This is a genomic window from Marinobacterium stanieri (assembly GCF_900155945.1).
GTDB lineage: Bacteria > Pseudomonadota > Gammaproteobacteria > Pseudomonadales > Balneatricaceae > Marinobacterium > Marinobacterium stanieri.
Genome location: NZ_FTMN01000003.1, coordinates 204,562 through 221,441 on the forward strand (window position 1 = coordinate 204,562; position 16,880 = coordinate 221,441).

At 54.8% G+C, this 16,880-nt stretch carries 22 protein-coding genes; 4 read left to right on the forward strand and 18 right to left on the reverse strand.

The features are described from left to right. From BW956_RS08485 to BW956_RS08495, 3 genes are read left to right on the forward strand one after another with little or no spacing between them, the layout of a single operon-like run. Positions 1-333, forward strand: a complete 333-nt coding sequence (locus BW956_RS08485) for a TusE/DsrC/DsvC family sulfur relay protein (protein ID WP_076462384.1) — start codon at positions 1-3, stop codon at positions 331-333. Positions 334-360: 27 nt separating this feature from the next. Further along, a complete protein-coding gene (locus BW956_RS08490; RefSeq protein ID WP_076462385.1) occupies positions 361-1,173 on the forward strand; it encodes a hydroxypyruvate isomerase family protein in 813 nt (270 codons plus the stop codon). Next, the gene (locus BW956_RS08495; protein WP_010323855.1) at positions 1,151-1,711 is read left to right on the forward strand and encodes a chemotaxis protein CheW; all 561 of its coding nucleotides are present in this window, start codon (positions 1,151-1,153) and stop codon (positions 1,709-1,711) included. The genes BW956_RS08490 and BW956_RS08495 overlap by 23 nt, the downstream gene beginning before the upstream one ends. Before the next feature lie 80 nt (positions 1,712-1,791). Here the strand turns inward: BW956_RS08495 and BW956_RS08500 are convergent, their stop codons facing one another. From BW956_RS08500 to BW956_RS08565, 14 genes are all read right to left on the reverse strand, one after another. Beyond that, on the reverse strand, positions 1,792-2,697 hold the full coding sequence (locus BW956_RS08500) for a radical SAM protein (protein ID WP_076462386.1): 906 nt from the start codon (positions 2,695-2,697) through the stop codon (positions 1,792-1,794). Next, on the reverse strand, positions 2,697-3,479 hold the full coding sequence (locus BW956_RS08505) for a TatD family hydrolase (RefSeq protein WP_076462387.1): 783 nt from the start codon (positions 3,477-3,479) through the stop codon (positions 2,697-2,699). The genes BW956_RS08500 and BW956_RS08505 overlap by 1 nt, the downstream gene beginning before the upstream one ends. A gap of 15 nt (positions 3,480-3,494) precedes the next feature. Next, complete coding sequence (locus BW956_RS08510) at positions 3,495-3,845, reverse strand: PilZ domain-containing protein (protein WP_010323858.1); 351 nt, start codon at positions 3,843-3,845, stop codon at positions 3,495-3,497. Between the two features lie 17 nt (positions 3,846-3,862). Further along, positions 3,863-4,855: a DNA polymerase III subunit delta' gene (locus BW956_RS08515; RefSeq protein WP_076462388.1), complete on the reverse strand. Its 993-nt coding sequence runs from the start codon at positions 4,853-4,855 to the stop codon at positions 3,863-3,865. Then, entirely contained in the window at positions 4,852-5,481 is a 630-nt protein-coding gene (gene tmk, locus BW956_RS08520) for a dTMP kinase (RefSeq protein ID WP_076462389.1), read from the reverse strand. Before tmk ends, BW956_RS08515 begins: the two co-directional genes overlap by 4 nt. Before the next feature lie 4 nt (positions 5,482-5,485). Further along, positions 5,486-6,520: an endolytic transglycosylase MltG gene (mltG, locus tag BW956_RS08525; RefSeq protein WP_076462390.1), complete on the reverse strand. Its 1,035-nt coding sequence runs from the start codon at positions 6,518-6,520 to the stop codon at positions 5,486-5,488. Next, on the reverse strand, positions 6,517-7,341 hold the full coding sequence (pabC, locus tag BW956_RS08530; protein WP_076462391.1) for an aminodeoxychorismate lyase: 825 nt from the start codon (positions 7,339-7,341) through the stop codon (positions 6,517-6,519). The genes mltG and pabC overlap by 4 nt, the downstream gene beginning before the upstream one ends. Before the next feature lie 36 nt (positions 7,342-7,377). Beyond that, the gene (gene fabF / locus BW956_RS08535) at positions 7,378-8,616 is read right to left on the reverse strand and encodes a beta-ketoacyl-ACP synthase II (RefSeq protein WP_076462392.1); all 1,239 of its coding nucleotides are present in this window, start codon (positions 8,614-8,616) and stop codon (positions 7,378-7,380) included. Between the two features lie 91 nt (positions 8,617-8,707). Continuing rightward, the gene (gene acpP / locus BW956_RS08540) at positions 8,708-8,941 is read right to left on the reverse strand and encodes an acyl carrier protein (RefSeq protein ID WP_010323864.1); all 234 of its coding nucleotides are present in this window, start codon (positions 8,939-8,941) and stop codon (positions 8,708-8,710) included. 181 nt (positions 8,942-9,122) lie between these two features. Then, on the reverse strand, positions 9,123-9,866 hold the full coding sequence (gene fabG / locus BW956_RS08545) for a 3-oxoacyl-ACP reductase FabG (RefSeq protein WP_076462393.1): 744 nt from the start codon (positions 9,864-9,866) through the stop codon (positions 9,123-9,125). A gap of 29 nt (positions 9,867-9,895) precedes the next feature. Next, a complete protein-coding gene (gene fabD, locus BW956_RS08550) occupies positions 9,896-10,825 on the reverse strand; it encodes an ACP S-malonyltransferase (RefSeq protein ID WP_076462394.1) in 930 nt (309 codons plus the stop codon). A gap of 162 nt (positions 10,826-10,987) precedes the next feature. Next, positions 10,988-12,025: a phosphate acyltransferase PlsX gene (plsX, locus tag BW956_RS08555; RefSeq protein ID WP_076462395.1), complete on the reverse strand. Its 1,038-nt coding sequence runs from the start codon at positions 12,023-12,025 to the stop codon at positions 10,988-10,990. A 2-nt stretch (positions 12,026-12,027) separates the two neighbouring features. After that, positions 12,028-12,207, reverse strand: coding sequence for a 50S ribosomal protein L32 (gene rpmF / locus BW956_RS08560; protein ID WP_010324065.1), 180 nt, complete (start codon positions 12,205-12,207; stop codon positions 12,028-12,030). 17 nt (positions 12,208-12,224) lie between these two features. After that, positions 12,225-12,746 carry a YceD family protein gene (locus BW956_RS08565; RefSeq protein ID WP_076462396.1) on the reverse strand — a complete coding sequence of 174 codons (522 nt, stop codon included), beginning with the start codon at positions 12,744-12,746 and terminating at the stop codon, positions 12,225-12,227. A 126-nt stretch (positions 12,747-12,872) separates the two neighbouring features. Here BW956_RS08565 and BW956_RS08570 point away from each other — a divergent pair, with 126 nt between their 5' ends. Continuing rightward, positions 12,873-13,460: a Maf family protein gene (locus BW956_RS08570; RefSeq protein ID WP_076462397.1), complete on the forward strand. Its 588-nt coding sequence runs from the start codon at positions 12,873-12,875 to the stop codon at positions 13,458-13,460. Here BW956_RS08570 and sppA read toward each other — a convergent pair whose 3' ends face one another. From sppA to BW956_RS08590, 4 genes are all read right to left on the reverse strand, one after another. Next, a complete protein-coding gene (gene sppA, locus BW956_RS08575) occupies positions 13,461-14,498 on the reverse strand; it encodes a signal peptide peptidase SppA (RefSeq protein ID WP_076462398.1) in 1,038 nt (345 codons plus the stop codon). A 14-nt stretch (positions 14,499-14,512) separates the two neighbouring features. Further along, positions 14,513-15,172 (reverse strand): HAD family hydrolase, encoded by a 660-nt coding sequence (locus BW956_RS08580; protein WP_076462399.1) that lies wholly within the window; start codon positions 15,170-15,172, stop codon positions 14,513-14,515. A gap of 27 nt (positions 15,173-15,199) precedes the next feature. Next, the gene (locus BW956_RS08585; RefSeq protein ID WP_076462400.1) at positions 15,200-15,946 is read right to left on the reverse strand and encodes an SDR family oxidoreductase; all 747 of its coding nucleotides are present in this window, start codon (positions 15,944-15,946) and stop codon (positions 15,200-15,202) included. 138 nt (positions 15,947-16,084) lie between these two features. Then, positions 16,085-16,870 (reverse strand): enoyl-CoA hydratase-related protein, encoded by a 786-nt coding sequence (locus BW956_RS08590; RefSeq protein ID WP_010324059.1) that lies wholly within the window; start codon positions 16,868-16,870, stop codon positions 16,085-16,087. Positions 16,871-16,880: the final 10 nt, after the last annotated feature.

The following is a 16,880-nucleotide window of genomic DNA, read 5'->3' on the forward strand; positions in this document are numbered from 1 at the left end:
ATGGATATTGAAGTGAATGGCCAGGCCGTCAGCCTGGATGAAGAGGGTTACCTGTACAATTTGGATAGCTGGTCGCCTGCCGTAGCTAAGGCTTTGGCTGCAGAGGATGGCCTGGAACTCACGGATGAGCACTGGGAGGTTATCCATGTTCTGCGTCAGTTCTACCAAACCTACCAGCTCTCTCCTGCCATGCGGCCACTGGTAAAGGCGGTTGCTGCTGAGCTGGGGCCTGAAAAGGGGCGCAGCATCCATCTTATGAAGCTGTTCCCGGGCAGTCCCGCCAAGGTCGCAGCGCGGCTGGCAGGCCTCCCCAAGCCCGAAAACTGCCTCTGACACCCTTTTGCCACCTCAGGAATAGTGATGCTCAGCTTTGCTGCCAACCTCAGTCTCTTGTTTACCGAATACCCGCTCATTGAACGTTTTGCTCAGGCCCGCAAGGCCGGGTTTGACCGGGTTGAGATTCAGTTCCCCTACTCCCTGCCGCATGAGCAGGTAGAGTTGGAGCTGAGCAGGCACGAGCTGGAGTTAGTGCTGATTAATATTCCTGCTGGTGATCTTGCAGCCGGAGAGCTCGGGCTGGCGTGCCTTCCGGGGCGGGAGCAGGAGTTTGCTGCAGGGCTGGAAATGGCGATTGAGTGGTGTCAGGTTCTGGGTGTGCCTCGTATCAACTGCCTGGCCGGAAAAACACCGCCTGATGCATCACCCGAGCAGGTTCAGGCAACCCTGGCCCATAACCTGCGACTGGCCGATTGTCGTTGCGGTGAAGCCGGGCTGAAACTGATGATCGAAGCCATTAACACCGATGATATTCCCGGCTTCCACCTGCATAACAGCCAGCAAGTGCTGTCCCTGATCAACGAACTGAGCCTTGAAAACAGCTTTTTGCAGTACGATGTTTATCATATGCAGAAAATGGAAGGTAATCTGATCTCGACTTTGCAGCGCAATAGAGACAAAATCGGTCATATACAGATTGCCGATGTTCCGGGGCGTCATGAACCGGGGACAGGTGAGATCCATTTTGCTAATCTTTTCAAAGCGCTCGAGGCAATGGGATACGCTGATATTGTCAGCCTCGAGTACAATCCACTGGGGCGTACCGACGCCGGCCTCGAGTGGCTGAAACCTTGGATGACACAGGACAGACAGCATGAGCATGAATGCAGCGGCTGAACACTTGCGACAGCTTCAGGAAAACCATCAGGCCGACGACCAGAATCGTCGCTCTCAGCAGGAAGAAGTCGTATACCACCAATGGGCGACCTTCCGCGTTGATGACGAGCTTTATGGCATTGATGTCATGCAGGTTAAGGAAGTACTCCGTTTCAGCGAAATTACGCCGGTTCCCGGTGCTGATACTTCCATTCTGGGCATCATCAATCTGCGTGGTAACGTGGTAACCGTTATTGATACCCGCCAGATGTTTGGCCTGCCGATGGTACCCTATGACGACGATACCCGTGTCATCGTGGTGGAATTCAACGAACAGGAAGTCATTGGCCTGGTCGTCGACAGTGTCGATGAGGTGATCAATCTGCCGCATAACGATGTTGATCGCGCGCCCAGCGTTTCTGGCGACGACTCCACCAAGCGTTTTGTGCAGGGTGTGTGCTACCACAACAATATCCTGATCATTTTGCTGGATCTGACCAAGATGCTGCTCAGCATCACGCCGCTGACAGAAGAAGAGTTGATGAATCAGCGCTACTGAGCATAACCAGCGCTTGCATCGAAACAAAACAGGCAGCCGTTGGCTGCCTGTTTTGGTATGGGGGCCTGCTTCAGGTTTACCTAGAAACCTTCCTGGCGATACAGCGGGATCTCGTGCTGACTGGCGTATTCAATTGCCTGATCAATTTCTGCCAGCATACGGGCTTTGTCACGCCCAAGAGTACCCTTCAAAACCAGCGAATTGGACACATGGTCGCTGCGGAAAATACTCTGTTTCAGCTCTGTGGCTTCAATCAGCATCCGCATCTCCTGGAACAATTCCAAGCCGTTAAGCGGCTGAAAATCACCGTCATAACCGGCCAGAACCTTCTTGTCGGTACCGCGCCGAAAGAAGAGTACCAGGGTGGCGAGATACTCAGGCTGCACCAGGTTGACCAGGCGTGCCGATTCCCGCGTATGCTCCTCGCTAAAGCGTTTTCCGCCACCACCGTTGATCAGCATCACCGAGCGCTTGATACCGGCTTCACCGGCCTTGAGCAAAGCCTCAGCCGTAGTATCGAAGGTTTCACCCTTATCAAAGGCGCTGAGCACGGTATTTGAACCACTTTCCGCACCCATGTAAATCAGCGTCAAGCCAAGTTCACGCAGCTCCGATAACTCTTCAACCGACTTGCGCTTGAGGTTGGAAGGCAGGCAGTACGCAGAAACGCGACGCACCGATGGCATATGTTCGCGAATAGCCTGCAAAATGGCCTTGAGGCGGCGAACAGACAACGCCATGGCATCACCGTCCGCCAGGAACACGCGCTGCACCTGAGGCAGCTGCTGTCCGCAGCGCACGATCTCTGCCATCACCTCATCTTCTGCCTTGGGGCGAAAGCGCTTGTGGTCATCGGTGTACATGTCACAGAAGGTGCAGCGGTTCCAGCTGCAACCATTGGTGACCTGCAGGATTAGAGAGTCAGCCTCGCTGGGTGGGCGGAACACCGGTTCGATATACTCGACCGGCGGCTGTGAATACCACATCAGCTGGCTCGGGTGCGCTTGAACAGGGTGTAGAAGTTTTCAGTGGTCTGCTCGGCCACCTGCTCCACCGGGATACCCTTCAGTTCCGCCACACAGGCAGCCACATCGGCAACATACGCCGGCTGGTTCTGCTTGCCACGGAAAGGTACCGGAGCCAGGTAGGGAGAGTCGGTTTCGATCAGCATGCGCTCAAGCGGAACGGCTTTAACGACCTCACGCAGTTCCTCTGCATTGCGAAACGTAATGATGCCCGAGAAGGAAATCATGTAACCCAGCTCCAGTGCGGATTTGGCCATCTCGAGGGATTCGGTAAAGCAATGCAGGACACCTGCCGAGTTCACATTGCCATGCGCCTTGATAAGCTCAATGGTATCTTCACGTGCATCACGGGTATGCACGATAACCGGCAAGTCCAACTCCCCTGCCAGCTGCAAATGACCGGCAAAGCTCTCTTTCTGCTGTTCGATACTGTCCTGGGTGTAGTGGTAATCGAGACCGGTTTCGCCCAGCGCGACGATGCGAGGGTTATCAGCCAGCTGGCGCAGGCGACCTTCATCGTAGGGGCTTTCTTCTACATGCAGCGGATGAATGCCGGCCGAGAAGAACACATTGTCGAAGTCGCTGGCACAGGCATACATGCTGTCGAACTTGTTAAGATCGACGCAGACACACAGCATCTTGTCGACGTTGCGTTCCTGAGCGGCAGAAATGACATTGCTGAGCTGGCCATCATGCTTATCGAGCTTAAGCATATCGAGATGGCAATGAGAGTCTATAAACATCAAGCCTCTGAACTTTTACAGTGTGTTGGTGCGGCGCCCACTGCTGGACATACCCGCCAGGTAGGTTTCGATCTTGTTGACCAGCGATGAGTCATCACTGGAGAGCTGGATACCGATACCCGGTACACGCCCGCCCTGGGCTGCTTTTGGTGTCACCCAGATAACCTTGCCCGTCACCGGAATCTTGTCCGGCTCATCCATCAACATGAGCAGCATGAAAACCTCTTCCCCGAGCTGATAGCTGCGTGTCGTGGGAATGAACAGCCCGCCATTCGTTACAAACGGCATGTAGGCCTTGTAGAGATTTTCCTTGTTGTCGATATTCAGGGACAGTATACCGTGACTGATCCTTGGAATTATGGACATGATTCAACGTTCCCCTGTTATCGGACCAATGCAGACCACTGCAGCAGAAGTGTCTCCAGCAACAGCTGTCGATTGGGATTCTGACGCAGCATAAGACTGACCCTCTCTTCCTGGATGCGATCGGCTAACGAAAAGATTCTAACGCGACTGGTCTGTTTGGCAACTGCTTCCAGCATGCGGCGCATATCGGCGTTGACCCGCGGCTCGTCCGAGCCGGTCATCTGCATGCGCACAACATCATTAAGCAGGCTGGCGAGCCAGTCCAGACAGTTTAGCAGATCCGCCTTGCCAAGTTTGGTTGCCAGCTCGGATGCACTGGTACGGCCTCGCAGCAGGTCTGCAAGCCCCGTCATCAGCAGCTTGCGCTGATCCATGGCATCACTTTGGTACAGGTCTCGCGCGCGCAAAGGCGCACCGTGAGCCAGACCAAGCAGTTGACTGGCCTTGGCCGGCTCAAGTTCCAGCGATTGCGTCAGCCACTGAGCGGCCTCATCTGGCGATGGTATAGCAAAATCGATGCGCTGACAGCGGCTGCGGATAGTTGGCATCAACTGCCCCGGCTGGTGGCTGATCAAGATCAGTAGCGTATCCTCTCCGGGCTCTTCCAGAATCTTCAGCAAGGCGTTGGCTGATGAAGTGTTTAACGACTCGGCCGGCTCAAGGGTTACGATACGGTAGCCGCCCTGCTGGGCAGTGCTGTGCAGGCGATCGATCAGTTCACGTACCTGGTCCACCTTGATAGGTTTGCCCTGGGCTTCAGGACGCAGCTGAAAGCGGTCAGGATGGTGACCGGCGATACGCAATTCACAGCTATGACAATGGTCGCAGGGCTTGTTGCCCTTAGGGTTGTGGCACAGCAGCAAATTACCCAGCGCTTCGGCAAATTCTGCCTTGCCGATACCGGCAGGCCCCGACAGCAACAACGCATGCGGTAGCCGACCATGCTGGCGCTGCTCCATGACGCGCTCCCAGCGGCTGCCAAACCAGGGGTAATCAGCTACATCGCTCATACACTGGCTCCAAAGCGCTGCAAAACGTCCTGGATTTGCTGTTGCACGACAGGCAGCTCAGGTGAGGCATCGATTACCGCAAAGCGATCAGGCTCTGCTTCAGCACGTTGCAGGTAGAGCTTACGAACCGCTTCGAAAAACTGCAGCTGCTCCGACTCGAACCGGTCCGGTGCACTTCGGGCACTGGCACGTGCCATACCGATTTCGACCGGAACGTCCAGCAGCAGGGTCAGATCGGGTCTGAGCGTTTGTTGTACCAGCTGCTCAAGGGTGGCAATGGCTGTCATATCCATACCTCGGCCAGCCCCCTGGTAGGCGTAGGTCGCGTCGGTGAACCGGTCGCAGAGCACCCACTTTTCTGCGGCCAGAGCAGGCTTGATAACCTGTTCCAGGTGCTGGGCGCGTGCCGCAAAGACCAGTAACAGCTCCGTCAGGTCGGATACCTGCTCGTCGCGGGGCGCCAACAGCAACTCTCGCACTGATTCGGCCAGCGGAGTGCCACCGGGTTCACGCGTTCTGACAACGTCGCGCCCCTGTGCCCTGAGGCTGGCTTCAATAAAATCGAGATTGGTGGTTTTGCCCACCCCTTCTCCACCTTCGACTGTAATGAAGCGACCGCTTTGCATCTTCTTACTCTTCTGGTGACGAACGATAATCGCTGCGCCGGCTCAACTGATAACGGCGCACGGCGTTGTTATGTTCGCGCAATGTATTGGAAAACTGGTGAGTGCCATCGCCCTTGGCAACAAAATACAGGGCCTTGCCTGGTGCCGGGTTCATGGCGGCCTCGATGGCTTCGCGCCCCACCAGTGCGATAGGTGTTGGCGGCAAACCGTTGATTACATAAGTATTCCAGGGTGTCGGTCGGCGCAAATCCGCACGTGTAATATTGCCTTGGTAACGGTCGCCCATACCGTAGATGACTGTGGGGTCAGTCTGCAGGCGCATGCCACGCTCCAGACGACGGACAAAGACACCGGCGATCTGGGGGCGCTCACGAGGAACACCGGTTTCCTTTTCAATAATGGATGCCATGATCAGGGCCTCATAGGCCGTATCATAAGGCAGCTCAGGTTTACGTGACTCCCAGGCTTCGGCCAGTACTTCCTGCAAATCGGCGTAAGCCCGCTGTAGCAGGTCGACATCACTGGTGCCGCGTTCGAACTGGTAGGTTTCGGCCAGGAAAAGTCCTTCAAGGGCCGGCAGATCCGAATTCAATTCTTTCAACAGTGCTTTTTCATCAAGCGCATCCAGTGTGTGCTCCAGACGGTCATCTGCCAAAAGGCGTTGGCGCAACTGCTTGAACGTCATCCCTTCAACCAGTGTGAAGCTGTAACTGATGGTCTCACCCGCAACCACCCGATCAAGCAGGTCGCGCACCGACATGCCGGGCTCAATCTGATATTCACCGGCTTTAATAGCGGTTACCGAAGGGTTCAGGCGGGCTTCGAGACGTAGCCACAGAGGACTGTCGATGAGCCCTTCATCACTGAGTTGCTGGGCAAATTTGCGGAACCAGGTTCCGGCATCGACGTGTAATTGCCTGGGCTGCTCAATCGGCAGCTGGGCACTCATTTTTTCCTGATGCATCTGATAGCCGCCCCATCCCAGAGCAGCAACCAGCACAATAAGCAGGGTCAGCAACAGCAGCAGCTTTTTAATCATTTTACCTTCCGTTGTAGCTGCAATGATTGCAGGCGAAGCGTCATATGTCCCAGCGGGTATTCATGCTCGCCCAAATTGGTAATTGGCCAGATGCCATTCAGGCTGTTGCAGAGAAACAGTTCGTCAGCAGCCATTACCTGTTCGGGGCAATAATCACCAATATGGATCTGGACACCCCAGGCATCGGCCTGAGCAATGATCTGGCGCCGCATAATACCATTGATACCGCTGCCGGACAGGTCGGGGGTGTGCAGGCAACCTTCAGACACGAAAAAAAGATTGCTCATCGTGCCTTCAATCACAAAACCGCGGGTATCTGATACCAGGCCTTCGCGACAATTGGTGTGTCGCCACTCTTCACGGGCCAACACCTGCTCAAGACGGTTCAGGTGCTTGATACCACTCAGGGCAGGCTGAACCGCAAGCCGGGTTTCACACCAGCACACATCTATACCCATTTCAGGCTGATCCGGGTATGCGGGCATGGGGGAAAGTGTGACGATGCGATTGGGGTTGGCAGGGTTTGGCGTAAGGTAACCACGGCCACCACTTCCCGCAGTCACAATAAGCTTGAGAACTGCATCGCCCGCTGGCAAGCTCAGCCCGGCGATATCGGCTTTCAGGGCGTCCATAAGCCCTTGATCAGGAATGCCCAATCGCTGACAGCCTTGCAGCAGGCGGTCAAAGTGGGCGTGGAGTAATGCGGGTTGGCCAGCACTGACCAGAATGGTTTCGAACAGGCCCTGCCCATACGCCAAACCACGATCCGAAACAGGAATCGTCGAAGCAGGCAGGCCGTTGATCAGGGTTGAGGTCGACATCGGAAACAGAAGGAGGCGCTAGCGCCTCCTCTTACCTCAGCTTCGGTTGAAAATCAGCGTACCGTTGGTACCGCCAAAGCCGAAGGAGTTGGACATTGCCGCATCAATCTTGCACTCCTGAGAGGTGTGCGCCACATAGTTGAGGTCGCAGCCTTCTGAGGGGTTATCCAGGTTGATGGTTGGCGGTGCCACCTGGTCACGCAGAGCCAGCACACAGAACGCAGCTTCAACCGCGCCGGCAGCACCCAGCAGGTGGCCGATCATGGATTTGGTTGAGCTCATGCGAACCTGGTCGGCAGCACTGCCCAGTACACGCTTGGCAGCGTTGGACTCGGCGATATCGCCTGCCGGCGTGGATGTACCATGGGCGTTGATGTAATGGATGCGACCCGGATCGATCGCAGCATCGTTCACGGCATTCTGCATGGACAGGGCTGCGCCGGCGCCATCTTCAGGCGGTGCCGTCATATGGAAGGCATCATCAGACATGCCGAAGCCGGACAGCTCACAATAGATATGAGCGCCACGTGCTTTGGCGTGCTCGTATTCTTCCAGAATCAGCACACCTGCCCCATCACCCAGAACGAAACCATCACGGTCACGATCCCAGGGGCGGCTGGCCGCTGTCGGGTCATCATTACGCGTCGAGAGTGCTCGTGCAGCAGAGAAACCTGCCAGCCCAAGCGGAGTGGTCGCCATTTCAGCGCCACCGGCCACCATGACATCCGCATCTCCGTACTGGATCATGCGCATGGCGTGGCCAATGTTGTGCGTACCACTGGTGCAAGCCGTGGTAATCGCGATGTTAGGTCCGCGCAGGCCATACTTAATTGCCACGTTTCCGGAGATCATGTTGATGATGCTGCCCGGAACAAAGAAAGGTGAAACGCGACGAGGCCCGGAGTTGTTCAGTGTATCGTGGGTCTTCTCAATCATCGGCAGGCCACCGATGCCAGAGCCGATTGCGCAACCAATGCGGTGCGCATTGGATTCAGTCGCTTCAATACCGGCATCTTCAATGGCCTGAGCGGCCGCAGCCATACCGTATTGAATAAAGAGATCCATTTTGCGTGCTTCTTTGGCACTCATGTACGGTTCAAGCGAGAAGTCCTTGACCGATGCAGAGAAGCGCGTTGCGAACTGAGAGGCATCGAAGAAATCGATAGGTGCTGCGCCGCTTTTACCGGCAAGGATATTGTCCCAGGTGTCCTTCACGGTATTACCTACAGGTGTAAGCAAACCCAGTCCGGTTACAACCACTTTTCTGCGAGACATCCTATTCCTCCAGTCTAGAGGCCTGATAAAAGAAAAGCCGCACTATATTCGCATATAGATGCGGCTTTTCGACTAATTCTGTCGGGATTGATTACTGATGAGCGTTGATGTAATCGATCGCGAGCTGAACGGTGGTGATTTTTTCAGCTTCTTCATCAGGAATCTCAGTTTCGAATTCCTCTTCCAGAGCCATTACCAGCTCAACAGTGTCCAGGGAATCAGCGCCCAGATCTTCGACAAAGGAAGCGGAGTTAACAACTTCTTCTTCTTTGACGCCCAGCTGTTCAGCGATGATCTTTTTTACGCGCTCTTCAATGTTACTCATATCTCTTCCTATTATCTCTTCAGTACCATCACATCGCAGGATGCGAGATGGAATTTTAGAAAACCCATTACGCTCTGGCAACAAGTGTGACGGTTTGGAATTGTATCTCCGTCAACTGACGGCCAATTATCAACAATCCGACGAAAAAAACAAATTTTCTTTCGCCGGATTTTGTCCTTGATCAGGACATGTACATACCACCGTTCACGTGAATGGTATCACCGGTGACATAAGCACCACCATCACTGGCCAGAAAACCAACAACTGCTGCCACTTCTTCCGGCTGACCAAGACGGTTCATCGGGATCTGCGCCTGCAGGTTTTCCTTGTGCTCATCTGCCAGACCAGAGGTCATATCGGTATCAATGAAGCCCGGTGCAACACAGTTAACCGAAATGTTGCGAGAGCCGACTTCGCGCGCCAGAGCGCGTGTAAAGCCTTCCATACCGGATTTGGCTGCGGCGTAGTTGGACTGCCCCGCATTACCCATGGATGCCACCACGGAGCTGACACTGATGATACGACCCCAGCGCGCCTTGGTCATGCCGCGAAGGCAGCCTTTTACCAGACGATACATGGAGTTCAGGTTGGTGTTGATTACACCGTCCCACTCATCTTCCTTCATCCGCATCAGGATGTTGTCACGGGTGATACCGGCATTGTTCACCAGAATCTCAACCGTACCGAAATCAGCCTGAACAGCCTTCAGCACGGTTTCAACGGATGCGGAATCAGCCACATCCAGCACCATTCCGGTGCCTTTATTGCCGGCCTCAGCCAGGTATGCCGAGATTGTTTCGGCGCCCTTTTCGCTGGTAGCGGTACCGATTACGACAGCGCCCTGAGCGGCCAGGTTCGAAGCAATCGCCTTACCAATTCCTCGGGTTGCGCCGGTAACCAGTGCAACTTTGCCTTCAATACTCATGAAAGTTGTTCCTAACGTCCTGAAAAATTTCAGCTAAGGGCCTTTTCCAGCCCAGCCGGTTCACTGATGGAAATTCCCGTCAGGGAACGGTCGATCTTCTTATTGAGGCCTGTCAGTACCTTGCCAGGACCACATTCAATCAGGGTATCTACCCCTTTGCCTGCCATCTGCTGCACGCAACGCGTCCACAGGACAGGGCTGTAAAGCTGGGCAACCAGATTCTGCTTCAAGGTTGCCAGGTCAGCTGCCTGCTCGGCCGATACATTTTGTACTACCGGGATAGCAGGCATGCTCAGTTCGATGTCGGCCAGAGCCGCCTCAAGGCGCTCTGCGGCCGGCTGCATCAGGGCGCAGTGAGAAGGAACACTCACCGGCAGTGGTACAGCGCGTTTGGCGCCGGCAGCCTTACAGGCCTCAATGCCACGTTCTACGGCCGCTTTTTCACCTGCAATCACAACCTGTCCAGGACAGTTATAGTTCACGGGAGAAACAACTGCACCCTCGGCAGCTTCTTCGCAGGCTGCTTCGATAGCGTCATCTGCCAGCCCCAGGATTGCCGCCATGGCACCTGTGCCAGCCGGTACTGCAGCTTGCATGGCTTCACCACGCAACTTCACCAGCTTGACGCCGTCTGCCAGCGACATTGCGCCTGCGCATACGAGAGCCGTGTATTCACCCAGGCTGTGGCCTGACATAACGACAGGCGCAGCACCACCCTGCACCTGCCAAAGGCGCCACAGAGCCACACCGGCGGTTAGCAGCGCAGGCTGGGTATTTTCAGTGCTGTTGAGGGACTCTTCTGGTCCATCCTGGCACATGGCCCACAAATCGAAGCCCAGAGCTTCGGATGCTTCGGCAAAAGTTTGCTCGATGATCGGATTGGCACTGGCCAGCTCAGAGAGCATACCCAGCTGCTGTGAACCCTGACCAGGAAAAACGAAAGCAAGCGTCTGCGACATGGTTTCCCCATATTCTACGTGTGACTTTGAGCCTGGCGAAACGCTCAGGTTAAAGGCCGCTAGTGTACAACATTCGGGGGCAAATAGAAGATTGGAGGCTTTTATGCAGGGCGTAAAGGAAATAAACCAGTATTAAAAAACGTCAGAAAGATAAACCGAAGATTAGTTCTGAACAGAACCGGAACGAGGCAGGTGTTGTTCCAGGTGATCGCTGATTAAAGCGGGGATATTCATTTCCACTTCGCTGATTGCCTGATCGATGGCATGACCGAAGCACTTGCGATTGGCGCCGCCGTGACTCTTGACCACTATCCCTTGCAGGCCTAACAGGCTGGCTCCATTTCTGCGACTTGGGTCCAGTTGTTCCTGAAGTTCCTTCAATATCGGCCGTGCCAGAAAAGCCAGCAAACGGCGGTACAGGCTCTGGCTAAAGCTTCTGCGCACCTTGCGGCTCATCAGGCGGGCCAGGCCTTCGCTGCTTTTGAGGGCGATATTGCCAACAAAACCGTCACAGACAACAAGGTCTACCTTGCCGGAAAATACGCCATCGCCTTCGATAAAGCCGACATAGTTAAGCCCGGGTTCTTCTGACAGCAGGCGCGACGCCAGCCTGACCTGCTCATTACCCTTAATTTCTTCTGCACCGATATTCAACAAGCCAACGGTTGGCTGACTGATCTGTTCAACGGCCTGGAGCATGACTGATCCCATAATGGCAAACTGCAACAAATGCTCGGAGGAGCAGTCCACATTGGCCCCCAAATCAAGCATGTAGGAGTGGCCTTTGAGCGTGGGAATGGCCGTGGTGATCGCGGGACGATCAATGCCTGGCAAGGTTTGCAGGCAGGTGCGCCCCATGGCCATCAAGGCACCGGTATTGCCCGCACTGATGCATGCCTGAGCCTCGCCCTTGGCAACGGCTTCCAGAGCCATATACATGGAGGAATCGCGGCGACGGCGTAATGCAAAGGATGGTCTCTCATCCATGGCCACAACAGAGTCGGCATGGACAAGATGAAGGCGTTGGATCAGATTGTCAGGGTGACGTGCCAGGAAAGGCTCAAGGGAGGACTGTTGACCAAACAGCAGTATTTCCAGGTCGGGGTGGCGAGACAGGGCATCGATGGCGGCCAATACGGTAACACGGGGACCATGGTCCCCGCCCATCGCATCAACCGCAATGCGATACCCTGCGGTCAAGCTTACTCGTCGCCTTTGGCTACGACCTGACGGCCACGGTAGAAACCGTCAGCGCTGACGTGGTGACGACGGTGGGTTTCACCGGTAGTTGCGTCAACAGCCAGAGTCGGGTTGCCCAGTGCATCGTGAGAGCGACGCATATCACGCTTTGAACGGGACTTTTTGTTCTGCTGTACTGCCATGGTAAATAGCTCCTGGTTTAACTCTTATCGGCCTTTTTAAGCTGGGCCAATACACTAAAGGGGTTAGGTTTTTCTTCCTGCGTCCGGGCCGTTTCCGCGTCACCGAACGAGGTTTGAATACTGCAATCATCGTGATACGGAACCAGCGGCAGACTCAGCATCAGCTCGTCCTCGATGACTGGTAGCAGTTCAATCTCATCCGTTTCAATGATCAAAGGATCATAGCTACGGGGCAGATGCTTCGCTTGCTCATCCGTCAGCGCTACCGCGAGATTGAACTCGGCGTTAACGTCTACTTTAACCGGCTCTAGACAACGCTGGCATGTCATTAAGACACTGCCGTGCGCATGACCAGTCAGGATGCACAGGTTCTGTTCATCTTTCGCAAACTGAAGATCGACATCTACAACACCCTCGTCAGTAACGAGGTTGGAAGCCAATCGTGGCATGGCTGCAATAGCAGCCGTACCGGCAAGTGCCGTTTCCCACTCAGCCAGTTTGCGAGGTTCAATTTTTTTCGGTAATGGACCGTACGACATAAGCGCGCAATTCTAGGGTTAGAACCCCTATCTGTCAAAGGAAATAGGGGTTTAACGGAATATTTGAGGCGCCTATTATATCAGAACCTTTTCATTACTCCCTACTTCATATTAAAAGGAGTCGATATGTTGCCGAATATAGTGCTGGCCTCCAGCTCACCCTGGCGTCGAGAAGTACTGGATAAGCTGGGTTTGCCCTATCGCACCCGGCATCCTGATATCGACGAAACAGCTCTCTTTGATGAATCCCCCGCTGATCTGGTCAGCCGCCTGTCGCTTGAAAAGGCGCAAAAAGTCGCTGAAGCGGAAACACATGAAGATGTTTTGATCATTGGTTCCGATCAGGTTGCGGTGCTGGATGACCGCATTATCGGCAAGCCGGGTACTCATGAGCGTGCGGTTGAGCAACTAAGAGCCGCATCTGGTCGAAGCTTAACGTTTTTGACGGGCCTGACGCTGCTCAACAGTGCAACTGGAAACGCGCAAACGGAAGTCGTGCCCTTTCATGTGCACTTTCGTGAACTGACAGAGCAGATGATTGAAGGCTATCTGAGGCACGAACAGCCCTACAACTGTGCCGGCAGCTTCAAATCCGAGGGCGCGGGCATTGTGTTGTTCGAGCGTCTGGAGGGGGATGACCCCAACACCCTGATCGGCTTGCCGTTGATTCGGTTGGTCAGGATGCTGGAGTCGGAGGGCGTACACCCGTTTTGATTACTGCAGACTAAATCCGGCGCGGGCACCAAACTGCAACGCCAGCTCCCGCGCCACCTCGGTACCAAACTGCTTGATAATTCGATCAATCGGGCGTGGGCGAGAGGTATAGTCGACAAGCTTTTCAGCGCCCACGATATCCCTTGCCACCATTGAGCTACTGCCCAGGCCGTCGATAAGACCCAACTCAAGCGCCTGCTCACCGGTCCAGATCAAGCCGGAAAACAGCTCATCATTTTCCTGCAGACGATCGCCTCGCCCCTTTTTAACCTGGTCAATAAACTGTTTGTGAGTGGTATCCAGAACAGTCTGCCAGAATTCACGATCCTGATCCTGCAGCGGCGCAAAGGGATCCAGGAAGGCTTTATTCTCGCCCGCCGTAAGTGTGCGACGCTCAACACCCAGCTTATCGATCAACTCAACAAAGCCAAAACTTGAGGAGATAACACCGATGGAGCCAACCAGGCTTGCTTTATCGGCATATATTTCATCCGCAGCGGCAGCAATATAATAAGCACCGGATGCGCCGATATCAGTTATAACGGCATAAACCTTTTTCTCCGGATAAAGCGCTCGCAGACGTTTGATTTCATCATAAACATAGCCTGACTGAACCGGACTGCCGCCGGGGCTATTGATACGCAAAATCACTGCACGACTACGTTCCGCTTTAAATGCCTCCCGCAGTGCGGTAACCAGAGCATCGGCATTGGCCTGCTCGTCATCGGCAATCGGGCCTTTGACTTCAACCAGTGCGGTATGCGGATGCGGCACGACATCATCTGTATTGAAGTCATTACCCAGCCAGAAAAGACCCAGAATCGCGAACAGATAGGTGAATGTCAGCAGCTTGAAGAAAATTCCCCAACGGCGTGCACGTCGATGTTCGACATGCAAACTGCCAAGCATTTTCTCAATCAGGCGCCACTCGCGTTCCGTGCCGGGCTTTTCAACAGGCTTGCCCTGAGGCTTGTTTGACGAGCCTGACTCGGATTCCTGTTTATGTGGAGGCTCTACGCCCCAATGCTCATCACTCACATCTATCCCTCGTATCAGTTGATTCCGTTACGCTTTTCGAGCCAGTGTTCCAGATCCGGGAAATGGTGAATTTCACCGACCGGCTTTAGTACCTTCAAGCGGTCAATATGATGGGCGCCATAACTGACGGCCAGCGTATCCATGCTGGCATTACGCCCCATTTCCAGATCGTACTCTGTATCGCCAATCATCAGTGCCTGCGAAGCAGAGACACCACTCTGCTCAAGAAGTTCGTGCAGCATGAGCGGGTCCGGCTTTGATGCCGTTTCATCGGCGCAGCGCGACAGCTCAAACAGGCTGCCAATCCCGGTTTCTGCAAAGACATGATCAAGCCCCTTACGACTTTTACCGGTCGCCACCGCTAGCCGATAGCCTTTGCTCTTCAGGCTTTCCAGCGTTTGCTGCACACCGGGGAAAAGTACGGCAGGCGTCGGATCAGCGCCCAGATAATAGTGACCGTATCGCTCACGTACGGGATCGATGATGTGGTCACCCTCTCCCGGGAACAGCTTCGCGATCGCCTCAGGCAAACCAAGGCCGATAATGTCCTTGGCTGCTTCCCAGCTAGGGATCGGGAGCTCCAGATCCCGTGCTGCAGAGCGCAGGCAGGACGCGATACGGGTGGTCGAGTCGATTACTGTCCCGTCCCAGTCAAATATTAGCAGCTTGTACAAGCCTGACTCCTTTTTCAGTTGCGACGCTTAGCTTTCCTGGCGTGTCGGCCAGATCAGCAGCTCACCCACATCCACATGCTCTGGCTGCTCCAGCGCATAGATAACCGCATTGGCGATGTCATCCGCTTTAAGCATGGCGGCATCTTCACCGTACATGTTGCTTTTAACAATGCCGCGAATTTTCTCGTGACCGATGCTGTCAGGCAGCTCGGTATCCACGGAGCCCGGCTGAATGTCGGTAACCCGTACACCGAAGCGGATCGCTTCCTTGCGCAGGGTTTCAGAAATGGCTCGCACTGCATGCTTGGTGCCGGCATAGACCCCTGCGCTGGGGTAGGTTGTGCGCGCGGCAATGGAGCTGACGTTTACAATATGCCCTGCTTTACGCTCAGCCATGCCTGAATAGACGGCATTAATTGCATATAGTACGCCTTTGATATTCACATCGATCATTTGATCCCATTCATCAACGCGGCCATTGATGATCGGGCTGATCGGCATGGTGCCGGCATTGTTGATTAGGATATCGATACCGCCCAATGCGGCCAGCCGCTCCGCGACAGTTTCCATGGCTGCACGATCAGAAACGTCCGCCGCTTCAATATGAACCTGCGCTCCCTGGTTTTTCAGTTCTTCTGCCAGGCTCTGCAAGCGGTCTTCACGACGGGCGGAAAGCACAATCTCAGCGCCCTCGCCTGCCAGCGCACGGGCGACGGCCTGGCCAATACCTGAACTGGCACCCGTAACCCAGGCGCGTTTACCTTTGAATTTCATAGAGGTATCCAACAACGTATTTATGACTCACATCTGAATGGCGCCTATTCTGAAGCATGCTCAGAACGGGGTCCACCAGAACGAAAAAACCGCTGACGCGAGCGACAGCGGTTTTCGGGAACTCCTGACACGCACTACTTAACGGTGCTTGAACTCGGGTTTACGCTTTTCAGCGAATGCATTCATGCCTTCAGCCGCATCTTCAAACGCGAACGTGGACTGGAATGCGAAGCGCTCATGCTTGAGCCCGTCTGCCAGATTGGCGCTCACCGCCATGTTGACGGCCTGCTTGATGATGCCAACAGCGGGTGCCGAATTGGAGGCAATCTTGCGTGCAGTCTTGAACGCGGACTCCTGCAGCTCTTCAACTGCAACAATGCGTGCTACCAGACCACTGCGCTCGGCCTCTTCAGCATCCATCATGCGTCCGGTGAGACACATTTCCATAGCCTTGGCTTTACCCACGGCCTTGGTCAGGCGCTGAGTGCCACCGGCACCCGGCATGGTGCCGATGCCGATTTCAGGCTGGCCAAACTTGGCGGTTTCAGCGGCAATGATGAAATCACACGCCATGGCCATTTCACAGCCACCACCCAATGCAAAGCCTGCTACCGCAGCAATCACCGGCGTGCGGGCTTCATCAATGGCTCGCCAGCAGTCGCGCTTCACGTACGGGAAGTCCAGTGCATACAAGGAGGCGAAGTTATGCTCTTTCATTTCCTTGATGTCAGCACCGGCCGCAAACACCTGATCACCGCCGGTGAGCAGAATGCAGCGCACGTTTTCATCGGCTTCCAGCGCGTCAATTGCCTGACCCAGTTCAGACGTCAACTGCAGGTTGAGCGCGTTCATCGCCTTGGGGCGATTGAGCGTGACGATACCAACTGCGTCACGCACTTCCACCAGTACGGTTTCAAAGTTCATTACGCGCTCC